This window comes from Microbacterium allomyrinae, assembly GCF_020682705.1.
GTDB classification, from domain to species: Bacteria; Actinomycetota; Actinomycetes; order Actinomycetales; family Microbacteriaceae; genus Microbacterium; species Microbacterium allomyrinae.
On the sequence record NZ_JAGTTN010000001.1, the window covers coordinates 1,027,387 to 1,048,410 of the forward strand.

Genomic DNA, 21,024 nt, shown 5'->3' on the forward strand with positions numbered 1-21,024 from the left:
GGCGTCCCGATGTCATGGAGCCGGCCGGTACGAGAATCGGTGGGTGCCGGAGCCGACCTGCCGCTCCTCACCGGGGAGCACGACGACCGCCCGGGCCGAGAACGGCACCTCGACCTCGAGGCTCACCACGCCGTCGACCAGGCTCCACGCGGTGGCGGCTGGTCCGTACGGCGTCGCGACACGGGCGGACGCCGATGTGATGCCCCCGCCGATCCGCGGGTCCACACGCATCTCGCTCCATCCCGGAGCGGACGCCGAGAGTCCCGCGACGCCGTGGTACAGCCAGCTCGCGACCGCGCCGAGTGCGTAGTGGTTGTGAGAGGCGAGCGGCCTGCCGTCGGGATCGAACCCGTCCCATCGCTCCCAGATCGTCGTGGCGCCCTTCGCGATCTGCGCCAGCCAGCCGGGCTCGGTCTCCTGGAGAAGGAGCGCGTAGGCGACATCCGATCGGCCATGGGCGCTGAGTGTCGGCAGCAGCATCTTGGTCGACAGGAACCCGGTTCCCAGATGCATCCCCGCGGCCTCGATCTTCGCGACGAGCCGGGCCACAGCCGCGGGTTCGTCGCCCGCTTCGAGCAGTCCGAATGCGAGCGCGCGCACGTAGTCGTCCTGCTCGTCGTCGCCGATCCGCCCGTCGCTCGTCACGAACGCGCGTCGCCAGGCCTGCCTGATCAGCGATGCCTGCTCCTCGTACCGGCGACGGTCATCTTCCTTGCCGAGCACGCCGGCGATCTGTGCGAGCACCGCCGAGGAGTGCGCGAAGTACGCGGTCGCGACGACGGGGCGACCGAACGTCCAGTTGTGCTCCATCTCTTCGTCGCCCTCGCCCGGACGCAGCCATTCGCCCCAGTGGAAGCCGCTGTCGACCACCCAGCGCTCGAGCTCGCCTGCGCCCACGACGTCCTGCCGGCTCCAGTGCCTTCCGTTTCGCGCGAGCGCGTCGAGACTCGCCACCCAGCGCTCCGCCGTCTCGTACTGCCGTTCGAGCACATCCCGGTCGTCGTATGCGAGGTAGAGATCCCACGGTGTGAGCACCGCCACGTCTCCCCAGCCGACGGCGCTCGAGACCTGGTCGAGGGTGGCGAGCAGCGGGCCGCTGAACGCCGAGGTCTCGCTCGGAATGTACGGCGGGATGCGCCCGTCGGGCAGCTGCTCCGCACTGACGTTGCGCAGATAGCGGCGGAGGTACGCCTGCACGTCGACGAAGAGCGTCGCGGTCTCGGCGAAGACCTGGATGTCTCCGGTCCACCCGGCGCGCTCCCGCGTCGGGCAATCGGTGGGCGTATCGGTGAAGTTCGAGCGAAGGCTCCACCGCACGTTCGACTCGAGCTGCTCCAGCCGCGGGTCGGAGCAGTGGAACTCGCCGGTGTACTCCAGCTCGGTCGAGATGACGACCGCGCGGATGTCGTCGGGCTCGAGGGGCTGCGCGCCCACGATCTCGACAAAGCGGAAGCCCTGGATGCTGAACCACGGCTGGAAGACGTGCTCGACCCCCGCGAGCACGACGTCGTCGCGGAAGTAGCGCGGGTTCTCGGGGTCCATGAACATGTACGCGGTCTCGAGCTCGCCCTCCGGACTCACCAGTTCGCTGTACGTGATGCGCACCTCGGGCCCGGCGTCGGCGTCGAGGCGGATGCGCACGACCCCGGCGAGATTCTGCCCGAAGTCCACGATCTGCGCTCCGCTCGGGGCGATCGTGATCGCCACCGGCGCCCGCTCGTCCACCTCGATGACGCGCGCCAGCGACTCGGCGACGAGCTCGCCGCGCGGCGCGGGCACGGCCGCAACGGGGGCGAAGCGCTCCGGCATCCCGTCGGTCAGCCAGTCGTCGAACGGCAGACGCAGATCGCGCCGCTCACCGCGCATCGGATCGGATCGCCGGATCGCGCCTCGTCCGCCGCGCCACGCGCCGTCGGTCACGACCCGGACGGCGCTTCCGTCCGCGAGGTCGAGTTCGAGCTGGACGAACGCGCCGAGCCTGTCGCCGTAGGTGCGGCGACGGTCGAAGGCGCTCAGGCCTCCCCGATAGCGGCCGTCGCCGACGGCCATGCCGAGGATGTTGCCGCCGATGCGGAACTCGTCGGTGACGTCGTAGACCTGGTACTCGACGAGGTGATCCATGGGCGTCCAGCGCGGAACGAGCGAGGTGCCGGTGAGGTCGCGGCCGTTGACGAAGAACTTGTACCAGCCCAGGGCCGAGACGTAGGCGCGCCCGCGTACGACGTGGGCGGGAAGATCAAGGTCTCGCCGGAACGTCACGACACTGGCGTCATCCTCGGTCGGAGTCTCGTCGAGAGCGATCCAGGTGGCGACCAGTTCCTCGGCCGCGAGCTTCGCGGTCTCGAATCCCGCCCAGTCGCTCCATTCGCTGAGCGCTCCGGAGTCGTCGCGAACCGCGACCCGCCACCGGTAGGCCCGCGAAGAGACGAGTGGCTGCCCGGCGTATCGCACTCCGAACGGACGGTGGCCGGCGACCTCGCCGCTGTCCCATACCTCAGTGGCGGATGCCGCGTCCTCGACCTGGATCCGGTACGCGGACTGGAATCCGCCCGGCGCGGCGTCGACGACACGCCAGTCGAAGCACGGGTGCGCCGTGCCGATGCCGAGGGGCGAATCGAGAAGCTCGGTGCGCAGAGCGACCGGTCGCATCAGACGCGGGCTCCTGCTGCGATACCCGCGACGACGTCCTCGAGCGTTACCGCGGCACTGACGCGCTCCGCGAATGCGAGCCCGTCGATGCGCGCCTCGCCCTCGGTCTGCTCCGCGTGGTCGAGCAGGATGCCCTCGTCGTTGGGCACCTCGACGACGGTCGAGAGCGGCTCGACCCGCAACTGCAGACCTGCGCCGCGCAGGGCCGACTCGAATCGACCGAGCTTCACCCGCCAGGGGATGCCGCGGCTGAAGTCGTCGCCCACCAGCAGACCCGTGTCGGCGTCGAACAGTCGGACGAGATCGCCGGTGTAGGCGATATCGAGCCAGAGTTCGCCGATGTCGGCGGCGACGTCATCCACGGTGAGCAGCACGCGGCTCGGCGAGAGGTGCTCGACCCGCACCGTGGTGTGCGCGACGGTCGGTGCGGGAAGCGTCACGGCGATGTCGTCACCGAATCCCGGACGACGAAGCACTGCGTGAAGCGGTGGAGCCTCGAGCGGCCGGATCGCCGAGAGGACGATGTCGTCGCCGATCCAGCTGAGCTCCGCGTCGCTCGTCAGCAGTCGGCGGCCCGCCGTCGTCGGAACGATGGTGCTGTATTCGGCGTGGGCGGTGGGGATCGTCGTGATCGTGGCCCGCCCCGACCCGCTCGTCACCGTGAAAGTGGCGGGCGCGTCGGCGCGCACGACGACGGTCGCGCCGTCGGTCTCGTCGAACACCTCTCCATCACCGGCGACGGCCGAGGCATCCACCTCTGCGACCGTGTACTCCGCCTCCGCGCCCTCGGCGGCGTGGAAGACGAGGAGCGGCTCGTCCGTCGTGCCGAGCCGTGCCAGCGGCTGCGCGGTCGACGACAGCAGAGTCAGTCCTGCGCCGAGCGAGAGCCCGACCGGGAGTACACCTGTCGCCCCGCTCGCGAGCGCGAGCGTCGACCGGCGGGGGAACGAGACCTCGCGCTCGCTGAGCGCTACAGAGATGCGCACGTCCGTACGGTCCTCGAGTGCGACGTTGTTGCCGTAATTGGCCAGGAACACGAAGGCGGAGCCGCTCGCGGCCCGCACGACGCTTCGCAGTCGTGCGTCCTCGGGGTCGAGCACCGGGTCGCGGGGCTCGATGACCTGGGTGGGGGCGAGATCGGCACCGAACTCGAGCACGAAGCGGTTGAACGGGAGCGAGCGGTGGAACGACTCGCGGCGCTCGCCGAACTCGCTGACCGGCGCCCAGAAGTCGTACGAGCGCTGCGGGAACGCCGGCTCCTTCGTCGTCCACCCGAAGCCGTCGCCGCGCACCGGGTTGGTGCCGCCATGGAACAGGTAGTAGCCGAGGAAGAGCGACTCGACCGACGCGAATCGCGTGAGGGCCGTCGTTGCCATCGAGCCGGCCGGCGTCATGGGGCGATATGCGGCACGCGCGGGAGACCCGGTGCCCAGCTCGCAGAAAGCCGTCGGCAACACCCCGCGGTACGGGTACTCGCCACCCTGGAACGTCGTGAGCACATGGTTGCCGCCGGGCTGCGGATGAAGGTCCATGTAGGCGCCGTATGTGGGGAGGTAGCCGAGATCGGCGACGTCGCCCGGCAGGCCCCACGCCGTCATCGCGAAGAACGGCGGCGTGATGCCCGCCTCCACCGCGCACGCCTGCAGTGCCCGCATGTGCGCGGCGAACTCGTCGCCGTCCGCGGGTCCGCGGTGGTCGGTGGCGGTGTAGCCGAAGAGCGTGCGCCAGTCATTGGGTGCGTGGGCGAGTTCGTTCTCGAGCTGCACCAGCAGGATCGACCCGCCGTCCGACCAGTACAGCCCGTCGAACTCCGCGGCGATGCGCTCGAAGTAGAGACGAACCCGCTCGAGGTAACGCGGGTCGTTGGACCGTTCGACGAGAGGCATGCCGTACAGCCACGGCGGCAGGCCGCCGAGCAGGTACTCGGAGTTGTTGAACGGGCCGATCCGCGGCGCGAAGAGCAGACCGAGCTCGGCGCAGAGCTCGGCCACCCGGCGGATGTCGTTCGGGCCCGTGAAGTCGAATTCGCCCGCGCGCGGCTCGACCAGCCCCCAGAACACATAGGAGGAGACGACCGAGCAACCGCCGTCGCGCATCGCGAGGAGGGCGTCACGCCACTCGGCTTCGGGGTACCGCTGCGGGATGAACTCCCCCGAGACCACGGGAAACGGCGCGCCGTCCAGAGTCAGGTGGTAGTTGTTGGCCCCCAGGCGGCGCCCGTGCGCGTCCGTTGCGCCCCACCCCTCCAGAGTGGTGAAGTCCAGACCCGCCTCGGCGGCGTCGTAGTCGATGAAGTCGTGCGGCATCGGTGCCTCTCGTTCTCTGATGTTCTCGACAGGTGCCTCACCAGGTGCGGTGGGCCTGACTGATCCCGATCTCGCCCAGGTGGAATCCGCCCGGGCTCTCGCCCGCGCCCTGGGGCATGACGTGGTCTTCGGCGGCATCGCCCGGCGGAAGGAGCGATACCTCGAGCGCGGCGATCGATGACCGCCCCTGCCACTCCTCGACATCGACGGCGACGCGATTCCAGCCGGCCGGCCAGCTCGTGCCGGCCGCGAGCAGCTGCGAGCCGTCCGAGGCGATGAGACGGATTGTCGGACGCGAGCCGCGGCTCCACCGGTCGTCGCAGAGGTCCACGAGCGCATAGAGGAAGGTCGCGTCGGAGGCATCGAGCGGATGCAGGAACTCGATCCGCGCGATCGGGGGGTCTACTGCGCGGCCGGACGTCACCTCGACGACGGCACCGGCAGGCTGCGCGTGAGGTATCGGCATGCAGTTGAGGCCCGCCATCGTCTGCAGAGCGCCGAGTCCCTGAGCGTGAAGGGTGCCGTCCGACAGCGCTTCGGCCAGCAGACCGCGAGATCCGGTGACATCGCCGGCGCGGGGGGCGATCGAGGGCGCCGTCCACTTCTCGGAGTCCGCACCGGGGACGAAGATCTCGCGGCGCAGCGCGGCGACGCGGAACTCGTGACGCCCGGCGGCGACTTCGCGCGTCGCGGTGCCGGGCAGGACCACGGTTGCCAGAGACCCCACGGGCACGTCCAGCTCGATCGTGGCGACATCATCGACGATCCGGTACGCGATCCGGATCGTGCCGAGCGGTGTCTGCGTCTGGAGGTGCAGGTCGTCGAGACCGGCGACGAACTGCGGCGCGACGGCGAACGTGCGGTAGCCGGCGGATGTCGGCGCGAGACCTGCCAGCGCGTGCCAGACCCACCCCGCGAACACCCCGCCGAGGCCGACATGGTCGAGCGAGCCGGTGCCGGTGTTGGTCGGGTCGATCCACCAGCACTCCCAGAACGTCCCCGGCCCGGACGCCAGCATCGCGCCGATGCCGGGTTCGGCGGGCTGCTCGAGCATGTCGGCGACCACCTGCGATCGCCCCGTCGCCGTGAGTGCGCGCACGATCGTCCTCGTGGTGGCGAAACCGCCCGAGATGCGGTTGCCGCGCGCCCGCACATCCTGCTCGATGCGCTCTGCGGCCTGTTCGGCGTCGGCTCCGGTGAGGATGCCGGCGTCGATGGCTGCCGCGTACGCGCCCTGCGATCCGTTGGCGAACACCCCGCGATCGGGATCGTGGAACCGTGCGCGAGCGGCCGCGCGCAGACGTTCCACGTGCTCCCACCATGTCGCCGAGGCGGCGGCATCCCCCACCTCCGCCTCCAGGCGGCTCAGGGCGAGCAGGCAGTCGATCGCGGCCGCGGTGTGGTGCACTTCGGGAGGGGTCTGCTCCAGGGCGAGCCAGTCGTGACCGTAGCTGATCGGCGATCGGGCGATGACACCGGTGTCGTCCGCGCAGGACAGCTGGAACGCCGCCCACCGGCGAAGGCCGGGCAGCGCCTCACGCACGAGAAGCTCGTCGCCGTAGTGCAGCCAGTGCCCCAGCAGCACGCGGTGCAGCGCCGCTCCCCACACCGGGTCGGCGGGCAGCCGCGGAGAGCGGACGTCGGGAGCGATCGCGGGCAGGCCGCCGTCTGCGGCCTGGCTGGTGAGCAGGTCGCGGATCCACTTGGCGAAGAAGTTCTCGGTGTCGAAGGCCGCGAGCTCGTACTCGGCGACCGACGCGGTGTCGCCGGTCCAGGCCGACTGCTCCCTGGTCGGGCAGTCCTCGGGCACGCCGTGCACGTTGTTGAGCAGCGTGCGCTCGGCGCGCTCGAGCAGTCGCTCGATCGTCGGGCTCCCCGTGGTGATCCGGCCGCTCCGCTCGAGGTCCGTGTGGAGGATCCCGGCGGTGGCGTGAACATCCGCATCGTCGGGAAGTCCCTGCACCTCTACATAGCGGAACCCGTGGTAGGCGAACCAGGCCTCGACCACGTCACCGGGCTCCCCCGTCGCGAGCCATTCGACGACCTGGCGCTCGCGCCCGTCGTCGAAGGGCATCATCAGGTTCGTCGTGTCGAGACGTCCATCCGCGCCGACGTGCTCGCCGTGTATCGAGCGCACGCGCGTCCCGCGCGGCAGGGCGCCGAGCACCTCGATCCGGCTGCGGCCGGCGATGTTGGTTCCCGCGTCGTAGAGGCGGATGCCGGCGCTGCGCCCGATCTCGACCAGCGGCACACGGGAGACCACGTGCGCCGGCGGCGTCGGATCGGGTTCGACGACCGACGGCGGCAGCGCGGGGTCGTCGGACTCGTCTGCGGGAGCGAGGCGGGCCGACGGCGCGAGGGGAACCCAGCAGGGGTCGGCCTCGACGGCGGCGTCGTGCCGTTCGACATAGAACGGGTCCTCGAGAGTCACGCGGCTCGCCGATACCACCGCCTCGGTGTCGGGGACGATCGTGGTGCGCGTTCCGTCCGGATGCCAGATCACCAGTTCGGCGAGCACGCGCGGCTCGAGTCCGGTGCGACTCCATTCGCCCATCGCCACCACGAGATCGAGGTCGTTGTGCCCCGCAGCGAGGATGTCGCCCACGTCGTAGCAGCGGTAGAGCGCGCGGCCGGCATCCGTGCGGGTGGGGTCGAGGTGGCCGGCGTTGACCGCCTCGCCGTTGATCTCCGATCGGACGAGCCCCTGCCCGGTCAGATAGAGGCGGCCGCGCTGAACCGGCTTGCGCAGTTCGAACGAGCGGCGCAGCCGAGACCGCGCCGGGACGCTGATCCACTCCGCCTGCCAGTCCGCGAGTGTCGATGGACCGGTCTCGAACTCCGAGCGGACCCATGGCGACCACCGGCCGTCCCCGCCCTGCAGGCGAACGGCCACGAGGTAGCGTTGACGAGGACTCAGGGTCGTGTCGACCGTGACCGAGGTGCCGGACGACTCCACGCGCCCCGTCGACCACACACGATCGCCGTCTTCGTCCGCGACCTCCACCTCGTAGGCTGTTCGGCTCTCGTCGACCCGCCAGGAGAGCCGAGGATGGGAACGGATCGCCACGTCGACCCCGCGACTCTCACCTTCGCCTCGATGAGCGCGACCGTCGATGAGGAGCCCGAACGGCGTCGGTGCGCCCGCGTGCACGCCGGCCGACGCATCCGTGCGCGGATCGTTCTGAAGTGTCATGCGTCGTTGCCTCTGCAGCTCGGGTTCACGTTTGGTGTGAATGCTTTCACTTCCGGACGCTCGCCGCAAATGCGTCGGCAAATTCCCGGAAAATCAATGCTGTTTCGACATCCGCTCTCTAGCGTCCCGTCCCCATCGCGAGCGTTCGGCTTGACATCTTCGATGAAAAGGGTCTAAGAATGAATCGATTTACTCGACACGCAACCCAGCGTTCGGATGAAACTCAACGACGAGAGGCCGATGTGACACAGGTGAGGGAACAGCGCGACACAGAGACGCTGGTCGTCGCGGGAAGTCCCCGGCCCGCGGGGCCCGGAGGACGGGTGCGCCGGCGCCGGATCGGCGGCGGGGTGTATCTCGCGCTCCTTCCCGTCTTCATCCTGCTGGGACTGTTCCAGTTCTACCCGGCGCTGAGCGGCATCTGGTTCTCCTTCTGGGACTGGCGCCCCTCGGGCGGTTCGACGTTCACCGGACTCGACAACTACGTCCGGATGCTGGGCGACACGGTGTGGTGGGACTCGTTCAAGAACCTCGGCATCATCTTCGTATTCAACGTGGTGATGTGGGTCTTCCCGCTGCTGGCCGCAGAACTGCTCATCACGCTCAAGCACGAACGCTCCGCGTTCGTGTATCGCACGCTGCTCATCATCCCGATGGCCTTCCCGGGCGTCGTGACGGCACTGGTCTGGCAGTTCTTCTACGACCCCAACAACGGCGTGTTCAACGCCGTCCTCGAGGCGGTCGGACTGGGTGCGCTCGCGCAGAACTGGACCGGAGACCCCGACACCGCCCTGCTCTCGCTCCTGTTCGTCGGCTTCCCGTTCATCGCGGGTCTGCCGTTCCTGATCATCTACTCCAGCCTGCAGAACATCCCCAAAGAGATCTTCGAAGCCGCCGCCCTCGACGGCGTCGGCAGGCTCCGCCGGGTCTGGCTGTTCGACCTGCCGCTGATGGCCAGCCAGGTGCGCATCCTCCTCTTCCTCGGCGTCGTCGGAACCCTGCAGTACGGCTTCACCGCATACGTCCTCACCGGCGGCGGACCCGACAACGCCACGGTCGTGCCCATCCTCCGCGTGCTGAACATGGCCTTCCAGGGCGGCCAATGGGGCTACGCCGCCGCACTGTCGACCACCCTGTTCGCCATCACACTCGCCCTCAGCTGCGTCGTGATGTTCTGGCGCCGACGCGATCCGGTCGATCAACCCATCGATCCCACGCTCGAAGTCGGCGCCGTCGAGATCCGGAGCACACAATGACCACCCTCGTCCAGCCCACCACAGTCGCCTCCGCTCGCCGCAGCCCCCGCCAATGGGGCGTTCACATCGCCCTGCTGATCTTCGTCGTCCTCAGCCTCGCGCCGTACGTTTTCATGCTGATCACGTCGCTCAAGACGAACCAGCAGTACAACGAGAGCTTCTGGGCCATCGCGCTGCCCTTCCACTGGGAGAACTTCGGCACGGCCTGGGTGCAGATCCAGCCCTACCTCATCGCCTCCGTCGCGGTTGCCGCGGCATCCGTGATCGGGATCGTCGCCGTCTCGCTCCTCGCAGGCTTCGTCTTCGCCCGCTTCACCTTCCGGGGCCGCGGCCTGCTCTACACCCTGATCGCCGCACTCCTGATGGTTCCCAGCATCGCCAGCCTCATTCCGCTGTTCCTGATGATGCGCGATTTCAACCTGCTCAACACCATGGCGGTGCTGATCATCCCTCAGATCGCCGGCGGCGCCGTGCTCGGCACCATCCTGATGCGCGCCTATATCGAGGGCATCCCGCAGACGATCTTCGAGGCCGCCCAGATCGATGGCGCCGGACCCTTCCGCGTGTTCCGCTCGATCATGCTCCCGCTCTCGCTCCCCGTGATCGGAACCGTCAGCCTCGTCACCGTCCAAGCCGTGTGGAACGACTTCTTCTGGCCGCTGCTGACCGTCACCGACAACAGCCTGAAGACCGTCTCCGTCGGCCTGCTGTTCTTCCAGGGCCAATCCGCCACCGCGTTCGGCCCCATGTTCGCCGGCTACTTCCTCGCGAGCATCCCCCTCTTGATCCTCTTCGTCTTCTTCTCCCGGTACTTCCTCGCCGGGGTCCAAGGCGGCCTTCCCGGATCGCACTGACCCGGCTCACACCGAAGCCGCGGCACCCACCCAGCACCACAGCACGATCAAAGGAGAGAAATGCTCACACCACACAGGGCGGCGACGAGGCGGACCACTGCGGTCCTGGCCGCTGCGGCCATCACGGGTCTCACGCTCGCGGGCTGCTCCGCCAGCGGCGAATCGAGCGACAAGGTCGTCATCACCCTCGCCGGGCCGAACCAGTGGAACTCCCAGTCCGACAGTTTCGGACAGGAGTGGGAGGACCTCATCGCCGCGTTCGAGGAGGCCGAAACCGGCATCGAGGTCAAGACCACGGTGCTGCCCCTCGCCAGCTTCGCAGACACGCTGACGACCCAGCTCGCCGCCGGCACCGCGCCCGAGCTCATCTTCAACCAGCCGCAGCCGGCGCCCGATCAGGTCGTCGCGCTGGACGACTACCTGGCCGAGCCCAACCCCTACAACGCCGACGCCGATTCCTGGCTCGACGAGTTCAACCCGAACGCCTACGGCGACGCACAGCGCGATGCGAAGGGCCAGCTCTACTGGGTTCCCTTCAACCTCGTGATCGCCGGGCTGTTCTACAACCAGGAAGCACTCGACGACGCCGGGGTCGAGGCGCCGATCGCGAGCATCGGCGACCTGATCGACGCCTGCTCCGCACTCAAAGACGCCGGATACACGCCCCTGGCGATGGACAACGGCTCGCTGGGCACCGGCTGGACGTCGGAGACGCTCCTGTCGAGCCTGCTCAACAAGTACGGCGCCGAATGGAACGTCTTCGATGCCGCAGGCGAGCCGGGAACCGCGACGAGCGTCACGAACAAGAGCCTCGTCAAGGCGATCCTGACCGGTGAACTCGACGCCACGAAGACCCCCGAGGTTCGCGAGGCGGTGTCGCTCCTGAAGGAGATCTTCGACAACTGCGCCACCGAGAACTGGTCGGGCGTGGCCGCGTCGGGGCAGTTCGTGGGCGGTCAGGAGTTCCTCGCGGGCGACGCGGCGATGGCGTGGGGCACCAACTTCGCCATCAGCAACCTCGCCGATGTCGACTGGGAGTGGTCCAGCATGCCGTTCCCGAGCGTGACCAAGACCGACACTCCGCTCTCGGACGGCAGCGAGGCGCGCTTCGGCGCCGTCGCGGGCGGTACGAGCTACATGATTCCGGCAACGACCAAGGGCGAGAAGCTCGAGGCCGCGGTCAAGTTCCTCCAGTTCGCCTCGAGCCCGGCCACGAACGGCGACTGGGTGGCAGCGACCGACACGATTCCCGCGACGTCGGATGCGTCGACCGCGTCCGAGGGCGTCGGCGGGCTCGTGACGGGCGAGTGGGCGAAGCCGCGCCTGATCAGCATCGGGTCCAACTCCCCGAAGGCGGACTCCGGCTCTAACCTGTGGGAGGGGTACCTCCTGGGCACCCGCACTCTCGATGAGCAGCTCGCGTACATCCAGACCGGATGGGTGGGCTGGGCCGAAGAGGCCGTGGCCGAGGCCGGCATCACCGAGGACTGGGCGACCCAGTAACACCGCGGGTGCCCCCGGCGGCCGCTATGGTCGCCGGGGGCACCTGTCTCTCACTCGACAATCCGTCGATCGTCGCAGCCGAGTTCTGCGAAGATCGACTACCGCCAACGAAGGAGTCGCATGGCTGTCGGCATCCGCGATGTCGCCGAACTGGCGAAAGTCTCAGCCGGGACCGTCTCGAAGTATCTGAACACGCCCACGCGCGTGGCGCCGGCGACCTCGAAGCGCATCAAGGACGCGATCGCCGCCCTCGGATACGTGCGCAACGATGCCGCACGGCAGCTGCGCGCGGGACGAAGCCGCACCGTGGGCCTGCTCGCGTTCGACATCGCCAACCCGTTCTTCATCGACCTCGCCCACGGCGTCGAGCAGCGAGCCACCACTCACGGCCTCTCGGTGCTCCTCGGCAACAGCGATGAGGACGAGGAACGGGAGGGACGCTACCTCGACCTGTTCGAAGAGCAGCGCGTGCACGGCGTGCTCGTGTCGCCCATCGGATCGATCGACCACCGCATCGAGCGCTTCCACCGACAGGGCATCCCTGTGGTGCTCCTCGACAAGATGGGTGATCCCGCACTGAGCCCGTCGGTCTCGATCGACGATGTGGCCGGCGGGTACATGGCGGCTGCGCATCTGGTGTCCCGCGGCCGCACGCGCATCGCCTTCGTCGGCGGTCCGGAAGGGCTTCGCCAGGTCGACGACCGGCTCACCGGAGCACGTCGAGCCGTCGCCGACCATCCGGGCGTGACTCTCGAGGTCATCCCGGTGCACAACCGCGACGTCGAGGAGGGCAGCCGCGTCGGCGAGTCCCTGCTCCTGCGGCCTCCCCATCAGCGTCCCGACGGCATCTTCGCGATGAACGACCGCCTGGCCTTCGGGCTCCTGCAGACGATCGTCACCGAGGGACGCGTGCGGGTTCCCGACGAGATGGCCATCATCGGCTACGACGACATCGAGTTCGCCGCCGCCGCGGTGGTCCCGCTGAGCTCTATCCGGCAGCCGCGCGAGGAGTTCGCCTCCGCAGCGGTCGACCTGCTCGTCTCCGAGGACATGTCGCTCGACGTCCCCCGGCATCCGCAGATCGTCCTGCAGCCCGCCCTCGTGGTCCGCGCGAGCACGAGTCAGGCACGCTAGGTCTGCCCGCCCCGGGACGGCATCTCTCCAGGACGCGCAGAAGGGGCGGGCAGGCGCACGCGCTTGCCCGCCCCTTCACGTCATTGCGTCAGACGACGATTGCGTCGCGCAGGAGCGCGGCGGCGGCACCCACGTCGGAGGCGCTGTAGATCGCGCTGCCGGCGACCGCGATGCGGGCGCCCGAACTCTGCACGGCGCCGATGCTCGACGCGTTCACGCCCCCGGCGACGGAGAACGGCACACCGGATGCCTCGCCGTCGCGCAGCAGGGTCTCGAACGTGAAGCCCTCCTCGGCCTGCTCGTCGAGACCGGCGTGCATCTCGACGAACTCGGCGCCGAGCGCGACGACCTCCTTGGCACGGGCGGGCTTGTCGGCGACCCCGATGAGGTCGACGACGACGCCCTTGCCGTGCTTCGTGGCGGCCTTGACGGCGCCCACGATCGTGCTGTCGCCGGCAGTGCCGAGCACTGTGACGAGGTCGGCGCCGGCGGCGAATGCGATCTCGGCCTCGAGCTCACCGGCATCCATCGTCTTGAGGTCGGCGAAGACGATCTTGTCGGGGTGGGCGTTCTTGATCGCGGTGACGGCCGAGAGCCCCTCGCTCTTGATGAGCGGGGTGCCGAGCTCGAGGATGTCGACGTGCGGCGCCGCTGCGGCGGCGAGCGCGAGCGCGTGCTCGGTGGTCAGGGTGTCGATGGCGAACTGCAGCTTCATACTGTTCCTTCTGTTGTGGCGGGGTATTCGAAGGGGTGGGGAGGAGTCACTCGATGTTCGCGTGGCGGGGCCACAGGTCGTCCGCATCGAGCCCGCTCCGGCGCCAGAGCGCGTGGAAGATGCCGTCGCCGATCACGACGACCGCCTGCTCGAACAGGCTTCCCGCGTACTGGCCCGATACGCTCGCCGATCGGTCGAGCTTGGCCGCCGCGGGCACCACGATGGTCGCCCGGCCCGCGAGCTGCGCCAACGGAGAAGCGGGATCGGTGGTGATCGCGGCGACCCGTGCTCCCGCGGCCACCGCGGTGGTCGCGGCGCGCACGATGCCGCCCGTCGTTCCCGATCCGCTCGCGGTGAGCAGCAGGTCGCCGGCGGAAATCGCCGGTGTGGTGACCTCTCCGACGACATGCACGTCGAGCCCGAGGTGCATGAGGCGCATCGCGGTCATCCGCAGCGCCAGGCCCGACCGGCCTGCACCGAGCACGAACACGCGGGGCGAATCCGAGACCAGGTCGGCGACGCGCGCGAGCGCCAGCGGGTCGTCGTGGACGACGCGGTCGACGACAGCGCCGAGTTCGTCCGAGATACGGGTGAGCGAGTACCCGACGCCTGCTTCGAGAACATCCATGGCCCCATCGTGCCCGTGCGGGTGCGCTGACGTGCGCACCTGACCGAGGAGTCCTGCCTGCCCTTACGGGTAGGGAGGGCATGATGGGTAGGTGCCACCTACTCGCTCCGCCACCGACCTCCCCGACGCCGATCTGCCCGACGCCGACCTCCCCTCTTCCGGCATCCCCTCGCCGGGCACGCGCCGGATGCTGCGCGATCATGCCCGCACCGTCGCCGAGCAGTCCGATCGCCACGCGGTCGTGCTCGAGTCGCTCCTGGCGATCCTCCGCTCCTCGCGGCTCGACGACAGAGCCGCACGCACGATGGCCATCGACGCCGCGGTCGCATCGCTGGTGCGGCTGCGAATGGAGACGGACGAGCAGCGCAGCACGATGCTGGAGCCCGTCGTGGGCGCGTTCGCGCGCTTGCGGACCGACCTTCGGCCGCTGGAGCGATTCGGCGACCTCGATGTGCAGTTCATCGAGCCTCCGACCTCGGGCCGGGCGCTGCCGGGCGAGGTCGCGCACGCGGCGCGCGCGATCGTGCGCAATGCGGTGCTCGCGCTCGTCGACGACGGCGACGCGCGGCGCGTGCGCATCCAGTGGGACTGCGACGGGCTGAATCTGCTGATCGCGATCCGGGACGACGGCCGAGGAGACCTCTCGGTCCACGACGACGCGCTCCGCCCGATCGGGGAGCGCGTGAGCGCCCTCAACGGCGAGTTCCACGTGGAGTCCACGACGGGGTGGGGATCCTCGCTCGAGGTGCGCCTGCCCCTCGATCCGCCGAACGATCCCGAACCGCTCGTCGACGTGGTGTCGCTGTCCGCCCGCGAGCGCGAGGTGCTCCGGCTCGTCGCCACGGGGGCGCGCAATCAGGAGGTCGCGTCGAGCCTGGGCATCAGCGGCAACACCGTGAAGTTCCACGTGTCGAATCTGCTGCGCAAGACCGGAGCGCGCACGCGTTCCGAACTCGGCTCGCTCGCACGCTGAGGGCGCAGCGTGCAGGCGCCGGCTGATGGGTCGCGGGGACTGAAGCGGGCACCGCTGGAGTCGCCCCTCATCGAGCACCGCGCCTTCGTAACCCGCCGCAACGGCGCCGTCTCCCCCGGCGACGGCGCAGTTCATGCGACTCGCGCACCGGATCCTGCAGCGCATCACCGGAGACGCGCCGCTCGAGCAGGGCGATGCGGCGGCGGCGCACTCACTCGGCGCGGACATCCGGGGGGCCGATCGAGACCGGCCGCCCGGATGCATGCGGAGGCACTAGCCGCAGGGCTGCGCCGCGTACTCCGCTTCGACGACCTGCTCGACGGTCTCGCCGCCGATGCGGGCGCTCGCCACGACTTCCGCCGTGCCCGCAGGTGTGGACGCGACCCTCGTCGTGAACACGGACGTTGCCGACTTGCCGGCCGCGATCGACGCCACGGTCTTGGAGCCGTATGCGGTCGAGATCGATGACGCGATCGCGACGTCGTCCTCATTCGTGACCTTGACGGTCAGGACCGATTTGCCGGCCACGCACCGCGCACTCGCCGTCGCTGAGAACTCGACCGCGGGCGCAGCATCCTCCACCAGCACCGCCAGTTCCGCGATCTGGCGTTCCAGCGCTCGGGCGGGAGCCTCGACCTGGTTGTGAGTGGAGAGCGCTTGCGCGGCTGCTGCCGAACGCGCCTTGTCGAGCGCGGACTCGAACCCGGCCCACGCCTCAGCCGGGTAGTCCGCCTCCTCCAGCACCTCCGCGACCTCGATCGCGGAGTCGAGTCGCTCGCTCGTCACGGGCACGTCGTCGGCGGTGAGGACCTTGCTCAGACTGTAGTAGTCGAAGTCGACGGTGCCACCGGCGGACTGGGTCGCGTAGTTGAAGAGCCCCACGCGGTAGCCCATGAAGTGCGACAGGCTCCAGTCCATGGTGAGCGGGCCGGTGCGCTGACCCAGCTGCGTCCACTGCCGCCCGTCGAGGCTGTAGTAGTAGCGGATCCATAGTTGGCCCGACGTGGAGGCGAAGTCGAGGTCTGCCTTCAGGTGAACCACGCGGTTCGCGCCGAGCGACACCGTAGAGCCCGGCACGAAGCTCTCCACTGCTGCCTGGTCGATCGCCGCGGCGAACGGCTGCCCGCGGTAGACGAGTCCGAGCGTGTACTCGCCGGCCACCTTCTTGACGCCGGCGTAGGCGAAACTCCGGCCGTACGTCGCGAGGCCCGCGACGTCCCCGTCCTTCATGTCCGTCACGTCGATCTTGGTCTCCGCCGACTGCGTGGGACCGAACGTGCGCTGCGACAGGGTGTTGCGCGCCTCCTCGAGCCACGTCAGCTCATCCTTGGTCGACAGCTTGGCGAACTGGTAGGTCCCCGTGACGACCTTTCCGGTCGTCAGGCTCAGCCATCCTTCCCGATCCGTCAGCGACCAGTACCGATTGTCGGGAGCGTGGTTCCACTCCCACGCTGCATCGAGCCTCGATCCGTTGAACGCGATCTCGTCGGGACTCGGCGCTTCGGTCGAGATCGGCCGACCCTTGAGCGAGACGTCGTCGATCGTGAAGTCCATCAGATGTGTGTCGGGCGCAGCCTGCGCCGAAGCGTTGCTCGTCCACGGTGTCTCGAAGAAGATCCGCGTCGACGCGAGCGCCTGGGTGTCGGGCACCGTGAAGATGCCCGAGATCTTGGCCCACTGCCCCTTGGTGGCGGTGACGTTCGCCAGGTTCGTGTACGTGCTCGACCCGTAGCGCGCGGTCATGATGAACTGCTTGGTCGCGGGGCTCGCGGCATTGTCGTACTTCACCCATGCAGACAGGTCATAGGTGACCCCGTGCTGCACCTTGCCCGTCAGGTCCTGGGCGGCGCCCGATCCGGTGGTGGTGCGCCCGGTCACCTGCACCGCGCCGGCACCGCCGTGAGAGCCGGATGTCGAGATCAGCGTCGCCGAATCGTTGACGATCCAGCTGGCGGTCCCGCTCTCGAAACCAGGGTTCGCGAAGAGTTCGACACCGAGCAGAGACTCGTCGATGTCGGGAGCGTTCGGGATGGCCCATTCCTCGTCCATCCACGCCTTGTGCGGCGCATCGTTGTCGAAGTCGTCGGACGCGACGATCGACTTCTGGCGTTCGAGCGCCTCCTGCGCGTCGGTCAACTCGATCGGCTTGTCGAAGCTGCCGCCGTAGGGGACCGAGCCGTTGACTCCGAACGTCGGCCATCCGTCGGTCCACACGGCGGGGATCAACGCCGGGATGCGGCCGATCGGATACGTGTCGCGGAAGAAGAAGCCGTACCAGTCGGACGCGGCGCCCTCGCGAGTGATCTCGACGAGCCCGCCCTGGGCGAAGCCGTTGGAATTCAGCGCGCTCCGCGCCTCGTACGTGTTGGCGCCACCCGGCGCCTGATGCCGCCCCAGAAGATGCGGAGAGCGGAATACGACCTCTTGGCGGCCCTGACCGCTCGGCCACGTGATGATGAAGATGTAGTAGTAGTCGCCGATCTTGTAGACCTGTGCGCCCTCGAAGAGGCCGCCGATGTACGGCTGACCGGCGTAGTCGCCGGAGGTGAAGATGTTCGGGAACTCGGCGACGATCTGGGTGAGGTCCTCACTCAGCTGCACCGCGCTCGTGGCCCCCGACCCGTAGAAGATGTAGGGCGTGCCGCCGTTGGCGTCGTCGAAGAAGAGCGACGGATCGTGGAAGCCGCGGCCGTACGCGGTCTTGTCCCACGAACCGTTGTCGATGTCGTCGGTGGTGTAGAGATACGCGCCACCGAGGTTGTTGGTGTTGAACAGCACATAGAACTTGCCGTCGTGGAAGCGGATCGACGACGCCCACTGCCCCTGACCGTAGGACTCCTTGCCGTTGCGCAGCGACGACGCGTCCGAGATGCTGATCCGGTCGTAGACGTAGTTGACCGTCTCCCAGTTGACCATGTCGTACGACTTCATGATCGGTGCGCCCGGGCTCAGATGCATGGTCGTGGAGATCATGTAGTAGATGTCACGCCCCTCATCGTTCTCGGTCGCGGGCACGAGGGTGACGCTCACGTCGGGAACGTCGGAGTTCAGCACGGGCACCGTATACGTGCCGTCGCCACTGTCGGTCGAGGTGTAGGAGCCGTCGGGCGGGGTATACACCTCTGCGGTGGCGGTGTTCGCACCGGCCACGAGTCCTACGGCGAGCAGCGCGGTGGCCGTGACCATCGAAAGCGCACGTCTGGTCTTCATCTGTTTCCTCTTCGTCGAAAGGGTCGAGCGCTCCGGCGCGCGACACGGATGGGTGGCGGCCGCCGGCCGATCGGCGGCCGCCACCCGGTCTCTCATCAGCCGCAGCTGTGTGCCGCGTAGGGCGCCTCGACCGTGGTCGAGACCGGCTGTCCCTGGACGGTGGCTGTGACGATCACTTCCGCGATCCCGGCGGTGGTGGCCGCCAGACGTGTCGTGAACGCGTACGACGACGACTTGCCCACCGCGATCGAGGCGACGGCCTTCGACCCGAAGGCCGTCGCGACGGTCGCCGCCACCGCGACCTCGTCCTCATTCGTCACCTTCACCGTCAGAACCGACTTGCCGGCGACGCAGCGCGAGGTCGCGTCGACGGATACATCGAGCGACGGAACGGCGGTCGCCTCGGCGAACGACCACGTGTCCAGTTCGAACAGGTCGCCGCTGCCACCGGTGTAGGTGAAGAAGACGTCCTGCGCTCCCGCCGCACCCGACAGCTCGGCCGTCAGCTCGGTCCACTCGCCTACGGCACCCGTCACCGGGAGCGTGCCGATGACGGCGCCGGTCTCACTGCCGGTGCGGATCTGGATCGCGCCGCCGGCCTGCAGCGGCTTGACCTTCACTGTCAGCGACTCGGCGCCCGGCTCTCCGAAGGCGACCGACGACAGGGCCGTCCAGTCACCGGCGTCGATGTCCTTCACGACGAGGTTGGGTGAGGAGGATCCGAACTGCGCCGACCCGCCGTCGACCTTCGCGGTGGCGATGCCCTTGCTCCAGCCGAAGGTCTCGGCCTCGAACACGCGGTACGGATCGAAGTCCCGCACCTGGTCGACACCGGCGTACGTTCCCACCACCTGCTGGATGGCGCCGTCCGCATTGAACGTCATCTCCTGGATGTGCGGGCTGCGGTATCCCTGTGTGGTGTTGCCGTTGATCCGCTTGTTCAGGGTCGGCGCGTGGTAGGTGAAGTAGTACTTGCCCTCGAACTCGAACGCGGACTGGTGGTTGTTGCCGCCGGTGCCCGTGCCGAAGAACTGCGACTGGTTCGGGAACAGAACGCCGGCGTACTTCTCCTTGGGGAAGTCGGTCGGGCTGTCGGAGATCATGTATCCGATCACACCGCCGCCGGGATAGCCGGGCACCGGCGTCTGTGCGCCGCCGAAGTCGGCGCCGCCGAAGTGCGACGAGTACGAGAGGTAGTACTTGCCCTCGCGCTCGAAAACGTGGCCGGCCTCGAACGAGACGGGGGTGTCGACGACCATCGCCGAGCCCTTCGTGGTGACCATGTCATCCTCGAGCTCGATCACGCGGATGTTCTTCGGGTTGTTGTAGCGCTCCGCCGCCGGCATGCTCGTCGACGCGGGTCCGCCTCCGAAGTAGAGGTAGGACTTCCCGTCCTTGTCCACCAGCGGCGCCGGGTCGAACTTCCATGCCACGTCTTCAGCACCCGGCGTCGTGCCGTTGATCAGCGTGCTGCTTCGCTCGCTCTCCCAGGGCCCCAGCGGGCTCGCACCGGTGACCACGTTGCTCGAGCCGCCGCCGTTGGCGTAGTAGAGGAAGTACTTCTCCTCGCCGTTGACGATCTTCTTGGTGAAGCCGGGCGCCCACGAGTTGCTCGTGAACGGCGCGATCCCCTGAGGGCCTGCGACCTGGATCTCACCGTGATCGGTCCAGTTCACGAGGTCCTCGGAGGAGATCAGCGTGATCTGGTTGATGTTGCCGTAGTTGATCGCAGGCGAAATCCCGGTGACGGGGTCGGGCGCGTAGCCCTGCGTGTCGTTCGTCATGTACATGTACACACGGCCGTCTTCGGCATAGCCGAAGCCGTCCGCGCCGAACTTGTGGCCGATGAGGGGGTTGTGCTCGCCCGGCAGTTTGCCGACGACCTCGATGGTCTTCGAGGGCGGCGGGGGCGGGGGTGCGCCCACGAGCGACACGTCGTCGACCGTGATGTCCATCAAGTGGGTGTCGGGCGCCCCGGTCGCCGTCGCGGCATTCACCCACGGCGTTTCGATGAAGATGCGGGTGGTCGCGGCGCTCTGGCTGGCCGGGATCGTGAACGTGGTGTTCACGTAGCCCCACTGGCCCCTGGCAGGAGTCACGGTGCCGAGGTTGGTGTAGGTCGAGCCCCCGTAGTGCATGGTGACGAAGAACTGCTTGGTGGCGGGGGCATTCGGATTGTCGTACTTGATACGGGCCTTCAGCGCGTATGTGGATCCGGACTGCAGCTTTCCGCTCAGGTCCTGCATCGGGCCCGCCTGGGTTCCGGTGCGGCCGGTCGAGATCACCGCGCTCGAGCCGGCATATGCGTCTGTCGTGGTGGCAAGCGTGGTCGTCCCATTGGCGAACCAGCCCTCCATCCCGTTCTCGAACCCTCCGTTGACGATGAGCTCTTCGTCGGCCGCGGTCGCCGGAACGGCGACGCCGCTGACGATGAGCGCGGTCGCGGCGAACGCGACTCCGATCGCCGCGGTGAGCCGCCTCCGGCGGCTCACATCTTGTTGGGGCAGTTGCCTCGTCACGAATCCTCCTTGATCGATAAACCTTCTCCACCGAACGAACCGCGGCGAGGCGGTTGGGATGGAGACCGCGAGGGCGTCATTTGT

Annotated in this window: 12 protein-coding genes; 5 read left to right on the forward strand and 7 right to left on the reverse strand. The window is 68.5% G+C overall.

Annotated features, from left to right (window positions below):
• Nucleotides 1-12: 12 nt before the first annotated feature.
• From KEC57_RS04835 to KEC57_RS04845, 3 genes are read right to left on the reverse strand one after another with little or no spacing between them, the layout of a single operon-like run.
• Entirely contained in the window at nucleotides 13-2,649 is a 2,637-nt protein-coding gene (locus KEC57_RS04835) for a family 78 glycoside hydrolase catalytic domain (RefSeq protein ID WP_229383384.1), read from the reverse strand.
• Nucleotides 2,649-4,955, reverse strand: a complete 2,307-nt coding sequence (locus KEC57_RS04840) for a beta-galactosidase (RefSeq protein WP_229383385.1) — start codon at nucleotides 4,953-4,955, stop codon at nucleotides 2,649-2,651. Before KEC57_RS04840 ends, KEC57_RS04835 begins: the two co-directional genes overlap by 1 nt.
• Nucleotides 4,956-4,992: 37 nt before the next feature.
• The gene (locus KEC57_RS04845) at nucleotides 4,993-8,148 is read right to left on the reverse strand and encodes a family 78 glycoside hydrolase catalytic domain (protein ID WP_229383386.1); all 3,156 of its coding nucleotides are present in this window, start codon (nucleotides 8,146-8,148) and stop codon (nucleotides 4,993-4,995) included.
• A 242-nt stretch (nucleotides 8,149-8,390) separates the two neighbouring features.
• On the opposite strand from KEC57_RS04845, the gene KEC57_RS04850 reads away from it, so the two are divergent.
• The 4 genes from KEC57_RS04850 (at nucleotide 8,391) to KEC57_RS04865 (ending at nucleotide 12,895) form a co-directional block, all read left to right on the forward strand.
• Nucleotides 8,391-9,404: a carbohydrate ABC transporter permease gene (locus KEC57_RS04850; RefSeq protein ID WP_229383387.1), complete on the forward strand. Its 1,014-nt coding sequence runs from the start codon at nucleotides 8,391-8,393 to the stop codon at nucleotides 9,402-9,404.
• A complete protein-coding gene (locus KEC57_RS04855) occupies nucleotides 9,401-10,258 on the forward strand; it encodes a carbohydrate ABC transporter permease (RefSeq protein ID WP_229383388.1) in 858 nt (285 codons plus the stop codon). The genes KEC57_RS04850 and KEC57_RS04855 overlap by 4 nt, the downstream gene beginning before the upstream one ends.
• A 60-nt stretch (nucleotides 10,259-10,318) precedes the next feature.
• Nucleotides 10,319-11,761 (forward strand): ABC transporter substrate-binding protein, encoded by a 1,443-nt coding sequence (locus KEC57_RS04860; protein ID WP_229383389.1) that lies wholly within the window; start codon nucleotides 10,319-10,321, stop codon nucleotides 11,759-11,761.
• Nucleotides 11,762-11,881: 120 nt separating this feature from the next.
• A complete protein-coding gene (locus KEC57_RS04865) occupies nucleotides 11,882-12,895 on the forward strand; it encodes a LacI family DNA-binding transcriptional regulator (protein ID WP_229383390.1) in 1,014 nt (337 codons plus the stop codon).
• A gap of 88 nt (nucleotides 12,896-12,983) precedes the next feature.
• Here KEC57_RS04865 and hxlA read toward each other — a convergent pair whose 3' ends face one another.
• Together hxlA and hxlB are read right to left on the reverse strand one after the other, a co-directional pair.
• Nucleotides 12,984-13,610 (reverse strand): 3-hexulose-6-phosphate synthase, encoded by a 627-nt coding sequence (gene hxlA / locus KEC57_RS04870; RefSeq protein ID WP_229383391.1) that lies wholly within the window; start codon nucleotides 13,608-13,610, stop codon nucleotides 12,984-12,986.
• Between the two features lie 46 nt (nucleotides 13,611-13,656).
• Nucleotides 13,657-14,238, reverse strand: a complete 582-nt coding sequence (gene hxlB / locus KEC57_RS04875; RefSeq protein ID WP_229383392.1) for a 6-phospho-3-hexuloisomerase — start codon at nucleotides 14,236-14,238, stop codon at nucleotides 13,657-13,659.
• Nucleotides 14,239-14,329: 91 nt separating this feature from the next.
• Here hxlB and KEC57_RS04880 point away from each other — a divergent pair, with 91 nt between their 5' ends.
• Nucleotides 14,330-15,211 (forward strand): LuxR C-terminal-related transcriptional regulator, encoded by an 882-nt coding sequence (locus KEC57_RS04880; protein ID WP_229383393.1) that lies wholly within the window; start codon nucleotides 14,330-14,332, stop codon nucleotides 15,209-15,211.
• 273 nt (nucleotides 15,212-15,484) lie between these two features.
• Here the strand turns inward: KEC57_RS04880 and KEC57_RS04885 are convergent, their stop codons facing one another.
• Both KEC57_RS04885 and KEC57_RS04890 read right to left on the reverse strand, forming a co-directional pair.
• The gene (locus KEC57_RS04885; protein ID WP_229383394.1) at nucleotides 15,485-18,421 is read right to left on the reverse strand and encodes a beta-xylosidase family glycoside hydrolase; all 2,937 of its coding nucleotides are present in this window, start codon (nucleotides 18,419-18,421) and stop codon (nucleotides 15,485-15,487) included.
• Nucleotides 18,422-18,516: 95 nt separating this feature from the next.
• A complete protein-coding gene (locus KEC57_RS04890; RefSeq protein WP_229383395.1) occupies nucleotides 18,517-20,940 on the reverse strand; it encodes a family 43 glycosylhydrolase in 2,424 nt (807 codons plus the stop codon).
• Between the last annotated feature and the right edge of the window lie 84 nt (nucleotides 20,941-21,024).

Bases quoted from the DNA above. Each gene is read 5' to 3' on its own strand.
- KEC57_RS04835 (WP_229383384.1), bottom strand. From the start codon at position 2,649: ATGCGACCGGTCGCTCTGCGCACCGAGCTTCTCGATTCGCCCCTCGGC.
- KEC57_RS04840 (WP_229383385.1), bottom strand. From the start codon at position 4,955: ATGCCGCACGACTTCATCGACTACGACGCCGCCGAGGCGGGTCTGGAC.
- KEC57_RS04845 (WP_229383386.1), bottom strand. From the start codon at position 8,148: ATGACACTTCAGAACGATCCGCGCACGGATGCGTCGGCCGGCGTGCAC.
- KEC57_RS04855 (WP_229383388.1), top strand. From the start codon at position 9,401: ATGACCACCCTCGTCCAGCCCACCACAGTCGCCTCCGCTCGCCGCAGC.
- KEC57_RS04860 (WP_229383389.1), top strand. From the start codon at position 10,319: ATGCTCACACCACACAGGGCGGCGACGAGGCGGACCACTGCGGTCCTG.
- KEC57_RS04865 (WP_229383390.1), top strand. From the start codon at position 11,882: ATGGCTGTCGGCATCCGCGATGTCGCCGAACTGGCGAAAGTCTCAGCC.
- hxlA (WP_229383391.1), bottom strand. From the start codon at position 13,610: ATGAAGCTGCAGTTCGCCATCGACACCCTGACCACCGAGCACGCGCTC.
- hxlB (WP_229383392.1), bottom strand. From the start codon at position 14,238: ATGGATGTTCTCGAAGCAGGCGTCGGGTACTCGCTCACCCGTATCTCG.
- KEC57_RS04885 (WP_229383394.1), bottom strand. From the start codon at position 18,421: ATGAAGACCAGACGTGCGCTTTCGATGGTCACGGCCACCGCGCTGCTC.